Origin of the sequence: Sphingobacterium sp. WOUb80, from assembly GCF_050058145.1 — a bacterium.
Lineage (GTDB): Bacteria > Bacteroidota > Bacteroidia > Sphingobacteriales > Sphingobacteriaceae > Sphingobacterium.
In genome coordinates this window covers 5,236,936-5,257,337 of sequence record NZ_CP165617.1, presented here as the reverse complement: position 1 = coordinate 5,257,337, position 20,402 = coordinate 5,236,936, and the positions used below count along the sequence as shown (strand labels likewise).

Genomic DNA, 20,402 nt, shown 5'->3' with positions numbered 1-20,402 from the left:
AATTATTGGCTAGAGTTAAAATTTCACCTGTAAAGCGAGCAGTAGATCATATTGATTACGAAATGTTGCCGTACCAATTTTTTGACTCGTGTAAGTACCATTTAGACCTAACGATGTACGATAATTTATTGTGCGTCTGTATCCCGCGCCCACACTTCGACTCATAACACCCCCCAATTCAGGCAATAGAATAAGCCTGCTTCTATCGTCTGGTGAAGTTCCAAGTCCAAAATTTGCTTGCAATAAATCGGCTTCAGTAAGCTCATATTTTGCGCCTGCCTGAAAAGCGAAGTAGAAATCCTTTTCCTCCTTGATGGCAAAGATTCGTGCATTCAGCAGAAAAGGGTCAAAACTTTTGCTCGCACCAACAACCAATGATACCGCTTTGATCGCGACAACTTCCAGAAAACGCGCCCCAATCTCCCCTTCGAAACCTTTTCCGAGCTGCCGATAAAGCGAATAGGCCAATCTATATTTGGGAAGCAACACATTATTGGATATACCTATCGAAGCATTCCAGTAAAGCAATTTATTCGCCGTATACGTCAGGTCGCCTTCTCCCATAATGCCCGTACCTGATTGCCTTCCTGTGAATAACAGCTGTGCACCATAACTTATTTTTGGCGACAAACGGCGGGTGTAGTACAGTGTCGCAATACGGTATGCAGGCGGAGCTGGATTATCATCAACACCTGAAAAGGAGCTATTCAGCAAAGAAAGTCCAAAAGCGTGCTGCATGGTTTTACTTCGCAGAAGAGCCGCATATTCCCTGTGTTTCCGCAGATCGAAGCGCTTGGAGAGCGTATCAGCATATTGGGCCGCTTCAACAAATCGCCCCAAACTGTCGAGTACGATTACTTTTTTTAGGAGAAAAGGTTCGGCATACTCAAAATGCTGTAATGCCGTATCCACACTCTGCAAGGCATATACAAAGTCTCCTTTTGCCATCAGAAGGTTTATTTTATTACTATAGGCAAGCGAATCTGTTCGATTACCCTCGAGCACGCGATCAAAACAAAAGATTGCGCTATCGGCTACCCCCTTTTTTTGAAAAGCCAATCCAGCCGACATCCAGGCATCCTGTACCATAGTACGGTACTTTTGATTGTACGGATATTCTGTCCGCAACATGGTGGCAACTTGAGCAGCTGCCATATACTGTGCACTATTGTGAAGGATTGCAGCTTTCTTCTGAAGAAATTCGCGGTCACCCGGATAACTTTGCAGGGCCTGCTTAACAACGAGCAAAGCTTCCGGATAGCGTCTTCTAAGGTCAAGAATATTAGAAAGGTAGTGTAGGGCTTCTTTATTATCGTTGTCTTCAAGGAGTAATTGACGAAGATGCGTTTCCGCTTCACCGTACTCTTCGACCAAGATGCAAGCATTGGCTGCGGCAAGTTTCTGCTCCAAGTAAAGCGATTTAAGTTTCGGATTTCCCGGATAACTGGCGTAAAGTTTTTCGCTTAAAGCTACAGCTTGTTGTATTTTCCCAGATTGTGCCAGGAATCCCGCCTTTTTTAACTGCAAATCGATATCATTTGGATAATAACTAATGGCCTGATCCAGTTCCCGAAGAGCCGAGGATAAATTATTTTGCAATACAAGCGCCGAAATGCGCCCTTGCAGGGCTGGCATATTGCTGCGGTCTAGGTGAAGAGTACGATCGTAGTAAACGATGGCGCTGTCGGCTTGTTGCTGTTGCAAATAGTAATTGCCACAAGCATTGATCATTTGTAATGCTTCTGACCTGAACGCTTTATCTCCATTGCTCCCATAGAGCTTAACAGCAATATCTGCCGCTGTCTGATAACGGCGCAGTTGAAATTCAAAATCCATTTTTCGGCGCAGCAATACACGGTCGGCTGTATTTCGCTGTAAAGCACGGTCTACCCAATACAGTGCCTGCGTCGTCTCCCCCCGAGACGCAGCTATGCCTACCACCTTCTCCAGGGCTTCCCGATCGCCGGGATTCTGATCCAAAATCGACTGATAAAGTGCATAAGTATCCGTGTTCTGATAATACCCGGCTGCTTCTTTCCGTAAACTATTGTTTAGGTCAAGGGCTTTTTTATCTTTCGGATAATAGCGTAAGATCACACGTAACACTTCTAAAGCCTCTGCATAACGATGTGATTCCTGTAGCAGGCTGAGCTTTTGGAATAACGCATTGTAAGATTTACTATCGCTGTTCAATAGCGCATTTGCCTTGGCAATTCGGGCGTCATAATCACCGCCTTGCGATACGAGATTGTTCATTTTTTCGATGAGATCTGTATTTTTCGGTGCGAGTTCGAGCGCCTTTTCATAATAAGAATTGGCCAGATTATCCATTTTATTGCCTTTATACCAATCCGCTTTTGCTTCATAATGACCGGCCATCGCGAGCCTTACACTTCCATCGGTCGGAAAACGCCGGATTAGAACCTGTGCCCAGGAATCTCCATCCTGATAGCGTTTGAGCATATCCAGTATATTGAGCTTTTTGATTCCGAAATCTTTATTGGCAGCAAAACGTGCCAATCCCATTTCGACGTACCGCAAGGCTTCAGCAGGCCTATTTTTTGATAAATAAGAACCTATAATATAATAATACACATCTTCATATTCGGGCGAAGCACGCAGTACCAGTTGTGCAGTACGGATCGACTGATCATAGTGTTTCTGCGCCATATAGATTCGGGCAAGTTGCACCTGCGCATCGATATGGGCTGGATTCAGCTTGATGGCCTCCTCCAATGACTTCAAAGCTTTCTGCTGCTGAGCAGATTTAATTTCTACCACAGCCTGCTGGTACAATTTTTCGGCACGTACGGAATTCCAGGTCTGCGCTCGCAACACCTGTGTAGACAGTAGGAAGAGAATAAAAATAGTATAACGGAAATTCATAATAGCTTAAGCTTGATTTTTGACAGTAGACTTTTGGCTTGCAAAACCTTTACGCTGCATATTCCCCCATACTAGCTTTTGCCTGAACATGGACTGTATGTAGCCTTTGATACTAAAAAAAACAATGAGCGGATGATAAATAAACGGTTCAGCAAAGGCCGTGAGGCACAATCCTATCACCTCACTCGTTTTGCGGTAATGTCTTTCAATTAATTGATCCCACAGCACAGCTATGGAGCTTACCAGGACAGAGAACATATAAAGAAAAGCGAGTAATGTAAATGTATTTTCCCAATTGATAGCGCCTATTACAATAAGATAGATGTAAAACAGTAGCCCCAATACCTCGAAAATAGGCGCCAAAAACTCAAATAGGAAGTTATAAGGAAAGACAATAAGACCTAGCCTTTTAAACTTAAAATTAAATAAAACATGACGGTGTAGCAGCATGATCTGGATCAATCCCCTTGCCCAGCGTACACGCTGTCTACTGAATACCGGCAAGGTTTGTGGTCCTTCCGTCCAGCACAACGAAACAGGAATATACCGTATCGCATATTTGTGATTATTCTGGATCATGTAAACACTCATACGTGTCACCATATCAATATCTTCAGCAAATGAGCGTGGATCATAGCCCCCTACTTTCACCGCAATATGTTTATCAAAAAGGCCAAGTCCTCCAGATACATTTGGGACACAATTAATTGAGCTCCAAGCCATTTTTGAAAGCAAGTATGCGCGAATATACTCGAGTTCCTGAAAACGTGGGAGTACTTTATGTGGTGGTTTGAAGCGTGTTATTACACCATTATCCACTTCAGAAGAATTGATCATCCGCAGTGGCGCCCCTACCGCTATAACCCGACGTTGATTATTCTCCACGTGGATATAACCGGTATCGGGAATCACCTGAATGTCTTTTAAGCGGCTCCGGCTCTTTTCGTCTAAAATAGGGCGCATAAGCCTGGATAGGGTATCTTCATGCAGAATGCAGTCCACATCTGTACAGAGAAAATAATCAAATTTTGAGGCATTGATACCTGCATTCGAAGCGTCTGCTTTGCCTTTCCCGTTTTCTTTATCAATGACCAGCAACTTTTCATAAGCGCGATTAGTAGATCGAAAAAAGCGCTTTACAGCCTTCGTTTTGATCTTTTCATTGTAAGGGAGATCTACCTCCTTAAGTTCGAAATGCTCCACCAATTTTTCCAATGTATCATCCGTACTGCCGTCATTGACAATAATAACTTCGTATAATGGATAATTCAGATGCATTAATGCATACACATTATCAATAATGGTCAGGCCTTCGTTGTAAGCCGGAGCAATGACCGAGATGCCCGGTGAAAGTGGGCTCGAAATTACATTTTGTGTATAGTGCTCTCTATTTTTCCGTCTATATAACATAATTCCCTTATACGATAGCACCGCCATGATGACGTAGATCACCATGGTCAGGCTACTGTAAGAAAATATAAAAAGTTGGAAAACGTCAATTATATCTTGGATCATATTGTATGCGTTATTGTTCGTGCAGATAATAGTTTAAAATGCGTTGTTTTCGTGAAGGCAGATGTAAAGGATTCCACGCCAATTGTTTGTTGCGTACCAAGCGGGCGAGTATTGCCGCAACATGATTTTCGATTTCAAAATCAAAAGCTGACTGGAATTGTTCCGTCAGAAATTCCATGGCTCTTGTTGTTCGAAACATACCGAGCGAAAACAGAATTTCGCACTGGCAGTCGACAGGTTGGTTTGGATACATTTTAATCAGTGTTTCCTGAGTATGTACAGCCCTTAAATGCCCCAGCGCATTGATGGCGTGCGAACGCAAACTATGGTCGTTCACATTGAGCAATCCTTCGATACTGTCTATGGCCTCTAGGCTCTGCTCGTGTGCGGCAAGCTTCATGCAGCAAATAACAACTGTTTTGTTGCGCGAATAACGGATCCAGTTTGCAAAGTTTGATTTTACCGTATCGCGGGATTGTTCTAGAATCCGAAAAAAACCGATCAATTCCCATATACTCAATGGATCGCGCACCTCATCAAAAAAGCGGAAAGGCTCGTTCTTGCTGAAGCGCATAAAAGCGCTTCGGGCTGCAGAGCGCAGTTCAGATTCTTCACTGAGATTGAATCGGAGAATATCAATATCCGAAATCGCGTAGTCCATTAGCGTCAGTTCGTGCAATCCCTGAACATTGCGATACCATTTGCGCGATTTCATCTTTTGCAGCGAATCCAGATTTAGCCCGAGTAGCACATAAATTCGATGAAGAATCAGCGCGTTTGTTCCGGCCACATGCCATCGGAGACGGATTAAGGTATCAATTAAGGTCTGGCGGTTTCTTTTGTCCATCAACGCCAACTCATCCAGCACAGCCTGATCGATGGATACATGCGCACTTTCATTACCCATTTCCTGAATAAACTGCGGCAGTATACGATCTTCTATCAGCTGGTCAAGCTTATCTTGCCGACGCTTTGCTTTTGCCGTTCGGAAACGAAGCACCATGATCACAACATAAGCGACAAAAGTTCCAATAAAGGATGTTGCCACAATCGCCTGAATCACCGCTATAAACGTTTGATCTACCGTCATACCTTAGTTTTCAGCAAGGGCTACACGCGTTTGTATATTCCCAAGATCGATCCCCACCGGTAATTTGGACTGATCCTGAATGTAACGCATGGAATTTAGTAAGTAGCCTTTTACAGCGAGGGATTCAGGCTGGTCGACAATTTTAACACCGGCAATATCGCCAAACTCTTCGAGAATACAGTCGATGAGATCGCCATAGTGCGCCCCACCACCACAAAGAAAGATCCGGTTTGATTTAGCTAGATTTCTATCATTGACCACATCACCCAATGCTGGCGAGACAATTTCGGCATAATAGGTCTGTATCGCTTTCTTGCGCAATCCCTGAAGGTCAATTTTTTTACGGTTTATATAGAGGTAGCCGTTTCGAAAAGCCTCATCCAGCTGCTGCATGCTCTGAAATGACAGGTCATAGGTCTGCTGCAGCTGTTCGCGGAGAATATTGACAGCATAATGCATACCGGGAGCACTCCCCATCGCATTTTCTACTACGCCTTCATCGGTACTCAGCCCAGTTTCCAATGTACCAAACCCAAAACTAAAAACAAAGAAAGCCCCCCTCTCACAACTTTCTCCCCTGCGCAACGCCACCATACAACTCACCACCTCCGGCAACACGTCAATATGCGCAACCTCAATTGGCAATATACCAGATCCGTCCTCTCCATAAACAGCGGGATCCGACTGGATGATATGTTTTCCACGGAGCGTTTGTTCGGCAGTTTCCCGATACAAGCGGTAGGTACTATTGGGCAAGCCGATAGTTACCATCAGTGGAGTGTCGGCGCCGACACCGCTCGTCAAAATTGCGGCCTTAAACAGCAACTGGCATTCCAATGATTCCGGAGATGCATTCAGCGGTCTTCTAGGGCTATTTCCTTCATTTAGTGCTAATTTACCACAGATATACCACTGCTGCCCCATTTGTATTTTCAAGCCCGTCAATAATGAATTAGCGGTGTTTACCAAGGGAGAATTTGTTGCCTGCATCAGGCTTGAGAATGATTGTATTATATACATAAAATTTTTCGTGTGTATTAATTATTTACCACCATCGTTTACCTGACATGACCGGAGATTTCTGTGTAGCCGCTACTAAAACGGGTTGTTCAGGTACGATATCTATTGCCAAAATTTCTTCTCTTGCTACATATTCAGCTACAAAAAGCTCGTTCATGGCATCTTCTTGCGCACGTACCACCGCCTGCATATCTATCTTTTCATGTACCTCTTCTATCTCACGCACATCTATCAGCTCCTCCAGAGCTACTAGATCCTCCACAGCTACTAAATCTTGCATATGGACTATTCCCTGAGGTTGTTCTGAATGTGTTATTTTTGAGTTCTCCAGGAAAGAATCCTGCTGCATTTGATGCGGCTCAGCTTCGTTGCACTGGCTCTCAGGCATATTTATGACCTTAGACCCAACTTCTGGAAGTAACTGTCTAGCAGCCTCCGGATCACCTTCCATGATTAGCTTCACTCTTTCCAATAGTTTTCCCACGACCAGCGGTTTTTTAAAACAGTCTTCACGCACAATTTCCAGTCCCTCACGAATATGGAGATAACTCATGTTAGATGTGATAAGCGTCCGTGTACGCGGCGATTCCTTCATCACCTTATTGATAATTTCATACCCATTTGCATACTGCATATGCATTTCGGTAATGACGATATCGTACTGATAGCCCCTTGATTCCAAAAGGGCAAAGGCTTCTTTTCCATTGGCGGCGGAATCCAGCTGAAATGCTTCATTGGAGAAAACATTCGAAATTATTTTTCGCATGAGCAGATCGCTGTCTGCATGCAATACCGAAAACACCCTAAATTGCTTAGGTGAGAGATCATAACTTTGCATACTTTTAATTAAATAGATTAAGTTGCTTTAAAATGGCATCACAAATTTAAAAATACAAGCAAAGTGATTACCTGCCCATAAGGGTGGTTTTTACAAAAAAAATTAACTTAAAATAGGTATTTGTCGGTAAGATAGAATCTTCTTAAGATGTTCTTAAGAAGATCTCAAAAACAGATAGTGCATGCATCGCATAGTTAATCCATCAATTGAAATGAGTTTCCTGTTTTCTTTAGGTATCGTTTTTCGCGAAAAGAAGTTCTGTCAAATCGGTTTATTATATTTCAGCATAAGCTCCGAGCGGCTGTTAACCTGTAATTTTCCATAGATATTCCTAATGTGGAATTTAACGGTATCAACACTAATAAACGCGGTTTCAGCAACTTTTTTATAGGTATACCCCTGTTGCAAAAGGGAAACAATTTCTATCTCGCGAGGGGTAAGCTGCTCGCGATGCCGATAATCGACTTTATGATCAAGTGCAGGATTAAAGTGAGATATCACCAAACGAGCTACCTGCGGACTCATCACCGAACCTCCCTTCATGACCTCCACGAGCAACTGCTCCATCTCCGGTAACGGCGTACTTTTAAGCAAATAACCAGCGGCACCCGCACAAAGTGCCTGAAATATATGTTCTTTATCATCAAACACCGTAAACATAACAACTTGTATATGCGGGAATTTACGTTTTATAAACCAAGTTATTTCAATGCCGTTTTTATTTGGCAGTCCAATATCGCAGAGCAGCAAATCTAAACATTCAGGACTCCAGGCACCTTCAAGCAGCTCATCAAGTTCACGTGCTGCAACGACCAGGTCAAACTGAGCGTTATCCTCAAAGTAAGACTTTAACGATTCGAGAACAGGCATACGGTCTTCTATAATTGCAAGTCTAAATTTTGCGTTTGGCATAAAAATATAAGATAAGTGTGTGTTATTTTAAGTCGTATAATTTTGATTTTTTATTTCCATCCAGCATAAACCACAGGCTAAACAAAAGAAAGCAAAAGCTTACCCAGACCAGCTTATCCAGACTTTTAAGAATATAGGCCTCCTGACTGCTGTTAAGGATAATAGCTAACACGATACTACACTGCAACAATAGATAGGTGCTGTAAACGCTGTTAAAAATCAGTACTTCCCTTTTCGTAACTTTCGCATCTATATCTGCATTATAATATATCCGCCATTGCCCAATGGCATAGGCAATAGCGAGCCCAAATCGCAGCATATAATGTAATTGCTGATCCACGAAACCATAATGGTGCTTAAATCCAAGCGGAATGTCTTCTACCAGCATTCTGAGCAGTTTTTTCTGTTCTTCTATAGGGGCTATCGCATAGGGAATGACATCAATCAATCCAAAGCAAAAGGGTAATAAATGTAGTATCCAATATTTAGGCAGTGTCGCATTGGGATTAAATTTGAGCCAAACATAAAAATAAAAACAGGGCCCCACAAGATAATAAAAGGGTATTCCTTTGTTATAAATATGCGGATAATACTGAATTTCTCCCGTATAGATCATGCAATAGATCATGACATGCCAAATCAAGGCCATCACCCCCGCACTGATCAGTAGCTGCCCTATATCTTTGTATTTAAAAAAACGATAAAAGCGGGATAAAAGACCTGATATGCAAAAAACTCCCCCCAGTATAGCGAAGCTTAAACTTATCCAAAATTGGGGGTTATGCTGCATCATATCAATTAAAAAAGTCAAGAAAAAGTTTATTCACTTTAAACTTAGCTACTAATTGAATGCAATAACGGTCCTCGAACCTTGCTGCTTCGAATTTAGCCCCTATAGCCTCTGCCCGGCGTTTCATATTAATCGTACCTTGACCACGACGTCTAGGATACGTTGTATATGAAGCCGTTCCTTCAATTTGCTTTAAGGAATTTGACAGCTTTAAAATAAGCTGATGATGATCTATTTTTAAAAATATATCAACTTTCGCATTGGGGCTGTGTTTACAGACATTATGCAATGCTTCTTTAAAGATAAGGTATACATTCTGACGTACATATTGAGGCAGCTGGCCAGCGCTCTGCAGATTTATATCAAATTTGACATCGACATCCTGCATCGGCAGAATCTGTGAAACCAAAAACCTCATCCGGTCTTCTAAACTTCCCTGGCTATTATTGCGCGAGTCTATTGCCCAGATGACATCATCCATCGTTTGTACCGCTTCCCGGCTATAGGCTGCAATTTTTTCTAGCGACCGATGCCGCCCCGCAGACTGCTGACCTATAGCCATAAGATCAGACTGCATGGCAATTCCCGTAAGCAGGCCACCAACTTCGTCATGCAGATCGCGTGCGAGTTCAAGCCGGAGCTTTTTATCCCGCTTGAGCTGTGAAGATCGCATAATAGCGATGATATAAAGAACAATACCCAGCCCCAGCGTAACCAGCACATAAAAAAGCTGTGTCTCATAAAATTTCGGCTTTTTATAAAACAGCCATCGCTTGGTTTTCACACTTAGACCATTGTCGCTTACCGTCTTCACTTCAAGTTCGTACTCTCCTGTTTTCAGATCGGAAAGGCTAATTTCTCCCGATGCAGGCACTTCCTGAAATGATTTTATCAGGGGCCGGAGGCGAAAGTAGATTTTGTAATTTTGCTTATAGGCATCTATTTTTGCTATTCTAAGATTTGCAAATTCGATTTTTTTGTCGAAAATCAGCGTATCTTGGCCATCTTTTGGTGTGAAGGAAGTTATGATATTCCCGGAGCCGGTACCCATAGAAATTGTTGCCAATACCGGCGGCGGCACTGTTTCCTGCTTCAGATTATACAAAAACTGCTCCGGCTGAATAGCAATACAGCCGAGTACACCACCGATCAGCAATTGCCCTTGAAGCTTATCTTTGAGTATAGAAGCCTGATTAAATTCTTCAAATGGCAGCCCATGCATCGCATAAGCATTATAAAAATTTTTACCATCCCAAATCGACAGTCCCCGGAAGGTCCCCAAAAACAGCAGATTATCCACCCAAGCCATGTTAAAAACCACATTATGCGCTAGCCCGCAATTTGTGTTATAGGTATCAACATGTCCTGTGCTGGCGTCGATGGCTATCAGCCCCTTTCCTTTTGTTGCCAGGAAAACCTTATTATGCCGAAATGAATGGCTGTACACCTGGAGTTTTTCGCTTTGTTGCGGATAAATTTTCCGTAGCTGGCCCGCCAAGTATTCAAAATAACCATTTTCGGTGGTGTAGGAGATGACCTGTTGTCGTACTTGAATAGAATTGACTCGCTCGCCCATTCCAACAAGTTTTCCCATTCTATCCCTTAACGGACTAACTAATCCCGTATCGCGATTGTAGAGCCATAGTCCACAGGACGTGCCAACTAGATAGGTATTTTTCCAATAATGACAGAGGCTGTACACCATAGTGGACAAATCCTCGAGGGTGCCCTTAGCCTTTTTATAAGATAAAGATCTAAATTTTCCATTGACCAATAAACCCAAAAAATTACCCTCCAACCCGACAAGCGCAGTATCTTTGTCGATTGGCAGAAAAGCATAATAATTATTGAGTGGGGCCGATTCTTTTATGGCAAGGTTATTTGACGTAAAATATTTTAACGGAGCATAGCCCCCCACATAATACTTATCCTGCTGTTTTACGATTGCCCTGGCCGTACCCGTGTTCCAGTAATTCAGCTCAAAGGCTCTTCTGGCGAGACTATACAAGCCATTCTCTGTTGCACAGAGACCTTCGTGCCCATTAAAATCAAGCTGGTTGAGCCTTGATTTGAACAAACTTCTACGGATATCGTGTTTATTCTGACGTAAGAGCGTCATTTCAAGGTTATTTCTAAATTCAAAATAGCGGCCATCACCGAAAAGGAAAATGATCTTTCCCTTTTCCGCAAAGGACCAATGGGCCCAATCGCGCATATCACCTGTATTGAGCCCCTTCAGATGTAATTGGTGAAATTCCCTTCCGTCAAAGGTTATATAACCCAAGCCGTAATTTCGCAGCAGAAGACCATTTTCCACTAAAAATAGATCATCTAGCTCCTGATAAACCCTTTTTGGCATCTGCACTTGTTGCGTTTTCCCCGATTTTAAATCTATAAAAAAGAGTAAGCTGTTGTAAGCAAACCAAAGTCTGCTTTCATCCGCAATGAGACTTTTACCTACCGGCCGCCGCATTTCGGATAAAGCGGGCTGAAAATCCATCAGCCTTTTCTTCCGAAAACCAGTGATCTGCCAGAGAATACCCGATCGGGTTGCCACAAAAAGATTTTTCCCTTGATTAAATAGTGCAATGACATCCTCGCCCACGAGCCCCTTTGAAAACCTATCTTTTTCAATAAATCGCCATAGCTGTGTATCAAAAATGAACAGCCCATTTCTTGTCTCCAACCATAGCCGTCCCAAATCATCGGCGGTCAGTTTATTCACTTCCGTAAAACCCAAAGGTTCTGTATAAAGCTCATTAAATGCTTTTATTGCAATGCCATCATAACGGTAAAGAAGGCTTCCAGCAACAAACCAGATAAAACCTTGTTTATCGCGGGCCGCGGATTCTATATTACGGTGAAAGGGATCGATTCCCGAAAGAATTTCGATTTCATAATAGCCTGAAGCCACTACTCTGTTAAAAACAGGCATAGCAAAACAAGTGCTTAATAGCAATAGAATTTTTAGCGCTTTTTCAAACACAATCGACTAAGTTCAATAATATGGACAGATCAAATATAGTTATTTGAAAATAATTATATATTAATAATCGATATAAAATTTTCCTCCGAAGAGATTTTAAAACCTGGAGAAATAACTGCTTTAAGTTAAATAGGTGGCAGCTGGCAATATTTTACTGTCGGAAAATCCAGTTCCGCTAAAGCTGATAAATAATGCGCAAAAAGGAACTTAGCCTACTTTCCGCCCCTCCTATTGGTAGTCCGAGGGCCATACCGATGGCCAATTTTTTGCTAAGGCCGAGTTTGATTTGGGGATGCAAAACAGTTTGTATGCCTTCGGATGAAATCTCCTGATTGATCTCAACGCCGAAAAAATGATCGGTATTCGGCATAGTATAATGAAATGACGTGTTGATCTGCCAATTCATAGCCATTTTGGATGTGCCGTATTGATAAGCAATCTCCGGCCCGGTATAAATTAACGTATGCCAATGACGCTGCCAGTTTTTGGCGGCTATAAAAAAAGGATTAAAGGCGGTACCACCGTTGACAAAATTAAAAATCTGTGTATACCCGACAGCCAAGGTTGTCGCTTTCTTTTTTGAGACATAGAATGAATATTGCGACGACAATCGCAATCTTTCCAATTGATTTGTTGAAGGTACATTGGCAATACGGCTTTTAGCATAGGCAAAATCCGTTTCTACCTCGAGTCCTAAGCGATCAATTGGTGCAAATTCATACTCCATGAGATATCCAAAATCATCCTTCAGACTTGTTCGTTTGATATCCGCCCCCAGATTAAATTCTTTTTCCCCTTTTCTTGCTCCAAGATCGCGTACAAGGTCATTATAAAGGGGCTCAGCATGGTGCACCTTGTCCGGTAAATTTCTATTCTCCTGAGCAAGGAGAGCACAGGAAAAGAACAGACCGCAGGACAAAAATATAGATTTCCACAGCTTGGTATTTTGAAAATTTCTTGTCATATCACAAACCTCTCGTTGAACTTTGGAAAGAAATGGGAATTTGCACATGATAATCCCTATTTCTTACACGGTACAGTTCATTTTATTCGTCTATATTTGACGATCAGTTTCTTAAAACAAGCAACGGTAGACCCTCATGTACCTAGTGGAACTTATGGATTAAAAAGTGTTGCAAGACGCTCGCATGATAAAATTGCAGAGAAGAAAAGATTAAGTATGGGAAAAATATCAGATCAGCAAATAGCAGAATTAATTTCAAGAAGAATACTGGAAATCATCGATTTAACAGGATTAACCTTAGAGAGCCTGGCCAGTTTTGTAGGAGTATCCACATCCACTATTCGGAGCGCTTACCGTAAAACCGGTTCATTATCTGTGGATAGCCTTTCAAAAATCTGTCGGCCATTTGCCATTCGACTAGCAGATTTCTTTGATTCGGCCTTAGCTTTAAAGATCGACGAGGAACATCTAACCGATTTAAAGGACTTTAAGAAGAGCTACTTTGCGGATCAAGAATTAACGAGTCAGGTATCTTCATTTGATGAAAGTAGCAGCCAAAGCGAGCACCATCGCCAACAACGCGAGCTCATCGCTTATATAATCTACCGATCCGACTATTTCAACAGTCCAAAGACACTCGAAGCGATGGTCGCCGACTTTAGGAAAGATTATCAGGCGGCATTCACGTCGGAAAGATTATATGCCTTGCTGTTAAAATACTTAGGCAGTGGAATCCTCGACAAAAAAGCCTTGCCGAGAACTGCCCGCCGGATGCCGGCCAATAAGCGTCCCTATCTATACTTCAAAAAAGAATCTAAAAAAGCATAAACGAGCTCTCAAAGTTAAATTTGACGATAGAAAAGCGGATTGCTACCTGTCTGCCTTTTAAAAAAATTGCGAAAATTAGATTCATCCGAGAAGCCCATCTCATAGGAAATCTGGGATATTGAAAGGTCAGTGTGCTTTATATAGCGCAAAGCCTGCTGGGCCACAACACTGGATATCACACATTTAGCCGATTTACCAGCAACGGCAGAACACAGTTCGGTCAATTTCCGTGGAGAGAGGTGCAGACGGTCCGCATAATACTGCACACTAGTATGTTCGCGATAGTGCTTATGCAATAAGACCGAAAATCTGTTAAATAACTGAACGGCAGCGATGTCTGAAGATCCATGTGTTGTTTCTAGCGATAGCATAGTTTGATACCCTTCGAGCAACAAAGACTCAAAGCAGTGGTGGGCAACCAACATATCAATGGTACGGTACTCAATGCAGCCTTTCAAACGTTCTACAAATAGCTTGTTGAACACCAGATCTGTTCTATAGTCCCGCATAGAAAGAAAGGGATAACTTCCAAAAAACAATTCTGAATTGAGTATTTCGATATCGAGTTTAGATCGTTGATAAAAATCTGCTGTAAACCAGCATAAATATCCTTCGGCAGCGATAGGTTGTGCTATCTCGATGTCATCACGTGGCCCAATAAAGATAAGTTCGTCAGTTGCAAAATCATAAAAGGTTGGGCCAATTTTTATACTGACAGGAGAACAGGTTCGAACGATGAAAAAAAAAGATGTATGGTTTAGCTTTTTACTTAGCTGGTTATCATAATCAGCTAGTTTTAGCGCTCCAAATTGCATCCTGTCATTTGCTACAGCTGGTTTACAAAATTCCATTTCCTTAATAAATTCTTTTCAAAATCAATAATGTCCAGATTTTCACAGAGCCTTGTATAATGATAAATAGATTTCAACATCTTTCGGGGAGATTGTTTTGAGAAAACGATCTTCACACCACTATCAAGAAAACTTTTTTTTTCATCTGCACTTTCGCTGGCCGAATAACCAAATAATCGAATCATGGGATAGCGGCGTCTCAGTACACGGGCAGTCTCCATCCCGTCCATTTCCGGCATATGCAGATCTAGAATGCACACGTCTGGCTGTTCAATATTGGTTTCAAGCAGATGCACAAGTTCCTTTCCGTTGTGGCAGGAGTATAGCATCTCATAGTTCCCCATTTCCCTGGCCAAATGCTCAATTACTTTCAGGTGCAATACGTTATCATCTGCAAATGCAAGTTTTAATTTCTTGTCCATTAAGGCAACTGTTAAATTATAAATTTGATCCCTTGGATTTTTCAAGCTGGCTATACCTGGCCTCATTGCACGCGCGCGTGTTGATCCAATTGTCAAAGCAATTCTCCAATACAATTAAAAGCATTTCAATTTTCGGCGCGACATATCTCTGTTTACTCTTCATATTTCGGTCTATTATATTTTTTCAACAAGCTTGTACTAGCTATTTTAATTGTAAATTATTAGTCTAATTCAGACTAGAAAAAAAACATTACAATCTGATTACAAATAAGTTAAGTAGAAAAGTTTTTGATTTCTAACTTGTCTTTTATACAATTAAAAACATTTACTAACCGAATGATTATTTTAAAGGCATATCTTGTAAGTAATTAAAAAAAAATAGTTATATTTGAATAGGTAGGATTGTAGTCTGAATTAGACTAATCTGTATAATCTAGTATCTTTATGCTCAGACAATAGCAAAAAGTTTACCTCATGATTTTTAATTTTACCTTATTGAATCCTACTTCAATATCCTTTATCTACCTTTCATTTGTTGACGATCAACAACAGCAGCTTCTTATTAAAACTCCTTTAAAAATTATTCCGGCTCAATGGGATGGAGAGAAACAGCGCCCCTGTAACATTTATCTGAAAAAGTTTAAAAAGCTAAATACCAAGCTGGATGCTTTGAAGATTTCAATAGCGACTTATCTTTCTGAATTAAAGTCGAATAAAAAGGAGTTTTCACTCCGCGCAGTCAACCGCTTAGTCAAAAAATGCTGCTCAGAAGCAACGCCTTCGCTTCCAGCAGGCGGACTGCTACAAAGCGTAGACAATTTTATCAAAAGCCGAATTCACCTCATTACTTCGACCACACACAAACGCTACCTCGTCTTCTTCCGCTTATTAAAACGCTATGAGGGCCATCAGCAAAAACACCTGATGCTGGATCAGGTGAATAGCCTTTTTGTACAACAATTTATTGCCTATGGTGAAGCCGAAAACTACAGTATAAGCACCATACACCGCACGATACATTTTGTGCGCACAGTACTTAATTTTTTGGAAAAAAGAGGGGTGCGAACTTTTGTTTATGAGTTAGAACTGCCCAAGGTCAAAAAAATAAATCGTGCTATAAGCCTCAGTGAAGATGAAATTAGCACAATAAAAAATATAGAGGTGCCAGTCCATCTGAAGGCCGCAAAAGATTGGCTCGTGATCAGCTGCTACACCGGGCAACGCGTGTCTGATTTCATGAATTTCAATCTGGACATGATGGAGATTCTGGACGGTAAGCCCTGTTTATCCTTCACTCAACAGAAAACACAGAAAAGCATTTTACTTCCACTTCATCCTACGGCATTAATTATTATGTCGAATAACGGGCATCGCTTCCCACATAAAATGACTGCTCAAAAATATAATGAGCAAATCAAGGAAGTGACACGTCTTGCAGGTATTACCTCGCTGGTAAAAGTCAGGAAGCGAAACGGATTCCGTTCCTCAGACCAGCTTATTCCAAAATGTGAAGCGATTACCAGCCATATCGGCCGTAGGAGTTTTGCCACAAATTTTTATGGTAAAATTCCTACAGCATTGTTGATGGATGCGACTGGACATAGTACAGAACAGATGTTTCAGCGGTATATCAGCAATGTGGATACCGAACGTACCCGATCACTAGGGACTTACCTGGAAAACATGTATCAAAATCGGAGAAGACCGCAACAGCAACCACTGAGCAGCTAGTTTTACAATTTGTTTCTCAAAGATGGTTCAAGAGCATCTTTGTGAAGCATCAAGGCTGTGCTTTTATAGCGTACATATTCTTTCGTGAGGTAGACAAAGCCCTGGAAGGCATTGCCCCTGCCCCAAGAATTCTTGGCTACATAGTATTCTTTTCCGTTTTGATCTTTTACTAAGCCAATAATATGTAACGCATGATCATCTGTTGTTTGCCATGCATCAAATGCGTTTTGGCGCTCCATAGCATTAACTTTACGTTCAGGTTGTGGCCTGACGAATTGCGTTTTCTTTTCTTCCGCTGTCATGTCTGATACCGACTTTTGGGGAACATACGCGATGCCATAAAGCCAGGAAAAACCAGGTTCCGAAATGTCAACTGTACACGCTACTGTAAAGCCTTTTATTAAAGCCCGATCAATAACAGCTGTTAGTTCTTCCATTGGTAAGTTATAAAACTGATTGAAAGACCAGTTGTCGGGAATCAAAAAAACAAATGGTTTGTAGTAGGGCGCAGTGGTTACAGAAGCGATATGAATATATTGATCTGGATCGATGCCTATCACCTGATCAGCAAAACTAAGTGCTGTATACGATTTACCCTGATAATCAAAATTAACGGGAACTTTGCCCAGATAGTCATCCATTAGCACCTCCACATCTTGTTCCCAGCTCTTTTTCAGCTCCCTACTTTTTAACATACTGGATAATGTACTGTTCAATACAGCGCGCAGCCCCTTGAAATTGCTCGAGCTTTTACCCGCTTTAATTCCCGTATAGGCAGCTCTAGGCATCGCCCCATGAAGACGCAGTATCTGCATGACATCGTGAAGCTGTCCGCCCTCATTTAATTTTAGGCCACCGTGCAGGCGCAGGTAGTTTCTGGCCCGTTCAAGATAAGCCTTCCTGACGGTATATAGCGGCGAAATCGCTACAGGATCTCTACCCATTCGGATCATTTCTGATTCGAGAAAGGAATTCCCAGTATAAGACCAACAGGTATTGGAAGCTCCCTGATTCTTAACTGTTGTACTTTTCAATCGGATCAACTCCGTAAAAACAAACTCCGACTCGAGCAACTTTATATTTTTCGGATAATAAAATCTATAAAGTATGGCTACGGCTGCAGATATAGCAACTATGATTGCTAAAATGATCCAATTCTTTTTTTTCATGATAATCTACCCCCGCAAATAACTGCCGTAAAGCTGGGCAACAGTTTCTTAATAGCCCAATAAAACAATAGTCCCAACAGTATAATAATAGCTGGGCAGAGAAAATACAAAAACAGCAGTGTAGCATCCGTTTGCGGTCTAATCTGGTTAAATAAGAATTTGATAATAAAAACCAATGGCAAACGGTGGTAAGCAAATATAAAAAAGCTGGCACTGGCCAAAAAGTAATTGGGCCCCCAGTGTCCCTTTTCGATAAAGTAGGCTGTCACTGCAACCACGCTTATCAACCCGACCAATACATTTGCACAATAGCTATAGCTCCACCAGCCTTCGCCCAAACTATAAAATGCCGATACGAGCAGCAGGATATAACATGGAATTGGCCAGGGCAATAAAGACTTCATGATGAGCACAAAATTCTTTTTATGCAAACTAAAGTAAGCCCCTGCCGAAAAGAAAAAGAAAGAAACCGTACTCCATCCGGGCAGGTAAAAATAAGGATTGCAGACCCAGATAACCCCTATTACCAACACCGCAAATAGATGTAACTTTTTAATTAAAATATAAACGATGGGCGACAGGACCACAAGCACCATGAGATCACGGATAAACCAAAAAGGTGAATTGATTGGTAAATTTTTTGTAGCCTGGACATGGATATGTGAAGTGTCCCAAAAAGACCAAAGCCAATCTGATATACTGTACTGAACAATTGGCTTATTGGCACCTGATAAAAGTCCACCGAAAAAAGTCTGTGCCAGAAAGAAAAAAAACAGTACCGCTAGGTTCCAAAAAATATAAGGAATAAACAGACTGTGCAGCCTGCTCTTTAATTTTTTGAGATAGACCTCAAACGTGAAGGACTCCGTACGATAAAAAAAAAGAAAGCCTGAAATAAAAAAGAAAAGCGGCACACAGACTTCGAAGACGATCTTCGAAAATAAGAAAAAGACGTGTGCGAAAACAGGAAAATGGAGCATATTAACCTGTTTTGAACCCTGAATGATGATATTCGAAAAATCAGTATGAATAAATACGACCCCTACGATCAGGGGGAAGCGGAGAAAATCGATAGTTTTCGACAAGAGCGTTGCCGAAGTTAACGAAGAAGAATGATCTCTTACCATGGATTGGATTCGGTTTATCTTGCTTAGTGTCGTTAAATTAAGCATTTCAAACAAATTTCTTCCCTTTTTTCATTAAAAAGAAAGACAATCCGGAATTTAACTTCCTTATTCCCCTTCCGGAATTCGATTTTCGCTTTCTTCCTCTTTACCCTCAGCAATCATCTCATTGACATCCGACATATCGCCAGCTTCCAAATGTTCGATATCTTCCGCCTGCTCTTCGGAATAACGATCGATAAAAAATGTACAGCCCATGGGAAAATGGTCAGACCCAACAGAAGGATAAATAAACAACTTGTCAATAAATACGGTCGGACTATGAAACAACAGATCCAAGGGTACTCTAAAAAACCAATAATTGGCATGAAAGGTTGATAAAATGCCTCTACCGATGCGTGCATCGATCAATTTGCTGGCTTTTTTGAACAAGAGGGAAGATTTGGCCCAGGCGACATTGTTAAAATCCCCTGTTACAACCACCGGCATTTTATAATCGCGAACCTGCTTGGCCACACTGAGCAGATCGCCATCCCTTTCTTTGGAAGTCTCCTCTTCGGTCGGACTCGGCGGTGGCGGATGAACGGCAAAAAAGATAAAACGATGTCCATCGGTGGTTTCCAGTTCCGCTTCAATACTCGGGATATCATCCGCTACAAAATAGTGTACCTGACATTTGTTGATCTTGAGGTTCGTATAAAAATGCATCCCGTAGGTGTTGTCCAAAGTTACCTTCTCAAAATTAGGATAATCGCTCTCCAACTCACGCAAGGCTTTTTCCCATGCCGCATCACTTTCCATGGTCAAAAAGATATGCGGCTTTTCTTTCTGAATCAGCTCAATAAATCGATCATAAGCCGTATTAAATTGCAGCACATTACAGGAGATTACTTTAATGCTATCGGATGCATCCTTGCCCTTTTCATATTTTTCGCGACGCCAAAATTTGGTATAACGTATCAATATATAGGTATGGTAAACAATCAAAGCCATCTGCAGCCCTTGCAACCACCATAACCAGGGGTCTTCAGTCACAAGATAAAAGCCTAAAGCCAATACTGGCACCTGAAATACCAGCAGCTGCAGCTTGACAAATTCGGCTACCCGAAATACCCAATGCTGGCTTTGAATAAAGGGTAATACACTCAGTAAAATCAATATACTGGAGAAGATAATATAGAAAATCAGCATATCGCTCGCGCTAAAATTTTAGACAAACTTAAACAAATTACGTTTATTTTCAACAGACCATCATTTATCAAGCGCTCCTTAGCTA

General features: G+C 41.6%; 16 protein-coding genes. 2 read left to right on the top strand and 14 right to left on the bottom strand.

What is annotated here, in order from left to right:
• Positions 1-15 precede the first annotated feature (15 nt).
• From AB1Z56_RS21845 to AB1Z56_RS21805, 9 genes are all read right to left on the bottom strand, one after another.
• Positions 16-2,886, bottom strand: a complete 2,871-nt coding sequence (locus AB1Z56_RS21845; RefSeq protein WP_426790152.1) for a tetratricopeptide repeat protein — start codon at positions 2,884-2,886, stop codon at positions 16-18.
• Positions 2,887-2,892: 6 nt separating this feature from the next.
• Entirely contained in the window at positions 2,893-4,401 is a 1,509-nt protein-coding gene (locus AB1Z56_RS21840; RefSeq protein WP_293887230.1) for a glycosyltransferase family 2 protein, read from the bottom strand.
• Between the two features lie 10 nt (positions 4,402-4,411).
• Positions 4,412-5,491 carry a HEAT repeat domain-containing protein gene (locus tag AB1Z56_RS21835; RefSeq protein ID WP_426790151.1) on the bottom strand — a complete coding sequence of 360 codons (1,080 nt, stop codon included), beginning with the start codon at positions 5,489-5,491 and terminating at the stop codon, positions 4,412-4,414.
• A gap of 3 nt (positions 5,492-5,494) precedes the next feature.
• Positions 5,495-6,511: a ParM/StbA family protein gene (locus AB1Z56_RS21830; RefSeq protein WP_309367434.1), complete on the bottom strand. Its 1,017-nt coding sequence runs from the start codon at positions 6,509-6,511 to the stop codon at positions 5,495-5,497.
• Positions 6,512-6,536: 25 nt separating this feature from the next.
• Positions 6,537-7,349, bottom strand: coding sequence for a response regulator (locus AB1Z56_RS21825; RefSeq protein WP_309367433.1), 813 nt, complete (start codon positions 7,347-7,349; stop codon positions 6,537-6,539).
• A 261-nt stretch (positions 7,350-7,610) separates the two neighbouring features.
• Positions 7,611-8,261, bottom strand: coding sequence for a response regulator transcription factor (locus tag AB1Z56_RS21820; RefSeq protein WP_309367432.1), 651 nt, complete (start codon positions 8,259-8,261; stop codon positions 7,611-7,613).
• Positions 8,262-8,283: 22 nt separating this feature from the next.
• Positions 8,284-9,054, bottom strand: a complete 771-nt coding sequence (locus tag AB1Z56_RS21815; RefSeq protein WP_426790150.1) for a hypothetical protein — start codon at positions 9,052-9,054, stop codon at positions 8,284-8,286.
• 1 nt (position 9,055) lies between these two features.
• On the bottom strand, positions 9,056-11,986 hold the full coding sequence (locus AB1Z56_RS21810) for a histidine kinase (protein WP_426790149.1): 2,931 nt from the start codon (positions 11,984-11,986) through the stop codon (positions 9,056-9,058).
• Between the two features lie 226 nt (positions 11,987-12,212).
• A complete protein-coding gene (locus tag AB1Z56_RS21805; protein WP_426790148.1) occupies positions 12,213-13,001 on the bottom strand; it encodes an HAEPLYID family protein in 789 nt (262 codons plus the stop codon).
• On the opposite strand from AB1Z56_RS21805, the gene AB1Z56_RS21800 reads away from it, so the two are divergent.
• Positions 12,984-13,829: a helix-turn-helix domain-containing protein gene (locus tag AB1Z56_RS21800; protein WP_426790147.1), complete on the top strand. Its 846-nt coding sequence runs from the start codon at positions 12,984-12,986 to the stop codon at positions 13,827-13,829. The genes AB1Z56_RS21805 and AB1Z56_RS21800 overlap by 18 nt on opposite strands.
• Before the next feature lie 14 nt (positions 13,830-13,843).
• Here AB1Z56_RS21800 and AB1Z56_RS21795 read toward each other — a convergent pair whose 3' ends face one another.
• Positions 13,844-14,680 carry a helix-turn-helix domain-containing protein gene (locus AB1Z56_RS21795; RefSeq protein ID WP_426790146.1) on the bottom strand — a complete coding sequence of 279 codons (837 nt, stop codon included), beginning with the start codon at positions 14,678-14,680 and terminating at the stop codon, positions 13,844-13,846.
• Positions 14,656-15,102: a response regulator gene (locus tag AB1Z56_RS21790; RefSeq protein ID WP_309367426.1), complete on the bottom strand. Its 447-nt coding sequence runs from the start codon at positions 15,100-15,102 to the stop codon at positions 14,656-14,658. Before AB1Z56_RS21790 ends, AB1Z56_RS21795 begins: the two co-directional genes overlap by 25 nt.
• Before the next feature lie 474 nt (positions 15,103-15,576).
• On the opposite strand from AB1Z56_RS21790, the gene AB1Z56_RS21785 reads away from it, so the two are divergent.
• Positions 15,577-16,833 carry a tyrosine-type recombinase/integrase gene (locus AB1Z56_RS21785; protein ID WP_309367425.1) on the top strand — a complete coding sequence of 419 codons (1,257 nt, stop codon included), beginning with the start codon at positions 15,577-15,579 and terminating at the stop codon, positions 16,831-16,833.
• 2 nt (positions 16,834-16,835) lie between these two features.
• On the opposite strand, the gene AB1Z56_RS21780 is transcribed toward AB1Z56_RS21785, so the two are convergent.
• The 3 genes from AB1Z56_RS21780 to AB1Z56_RS21770 all read right to left on the bottom strand — a co-directional run bounded on the left by AB1Z56_RS21780 (position 16,836) and on the right by AB1Z56_RS21770 (position 20,317).
• Positions 16,836-18,002 (bottom strand): C1 family peptidase, encoded by a 1,167-nt coding sequence (locus tag AB1Z56_RS21780; RefSeq protein WP_426790145.1) that lies wholly within the window; start codon positions 18,000-18,002, stop codon positions 16,836-16,838.
• Complete coding sequence (locus AB1Z56_RS21775; protein ID WP_426790144.1) at positions 17,999-19,129, bottom strand: acyltransferase family protein; 1,131 nt, start codon at positions 19,127-19,129, stop codon at positions 17,999-18,001. Before AB1Z56_RS21775 ends, AB1Z56_RS21780 begins: the two co-directional genes overlap by 4 nt.
• A 105-nt stretch (positions 19,130-19,234) precedes the next feature.
• Positions 19,235-20,317: an endonuclease/exonuclease/phosphatase family protein gene (locus AB1Z56_RS21770; RefSeq protein ID WP_426790143.1), complete on the bottom strand. Its 1,083-nt coding sequence runs from the start codon at positions 20,315-20,317 to the stop codon at positions 19,235-19,237.
• Positions 20,318-20,402: the final 85 nt, after the last annotated feature.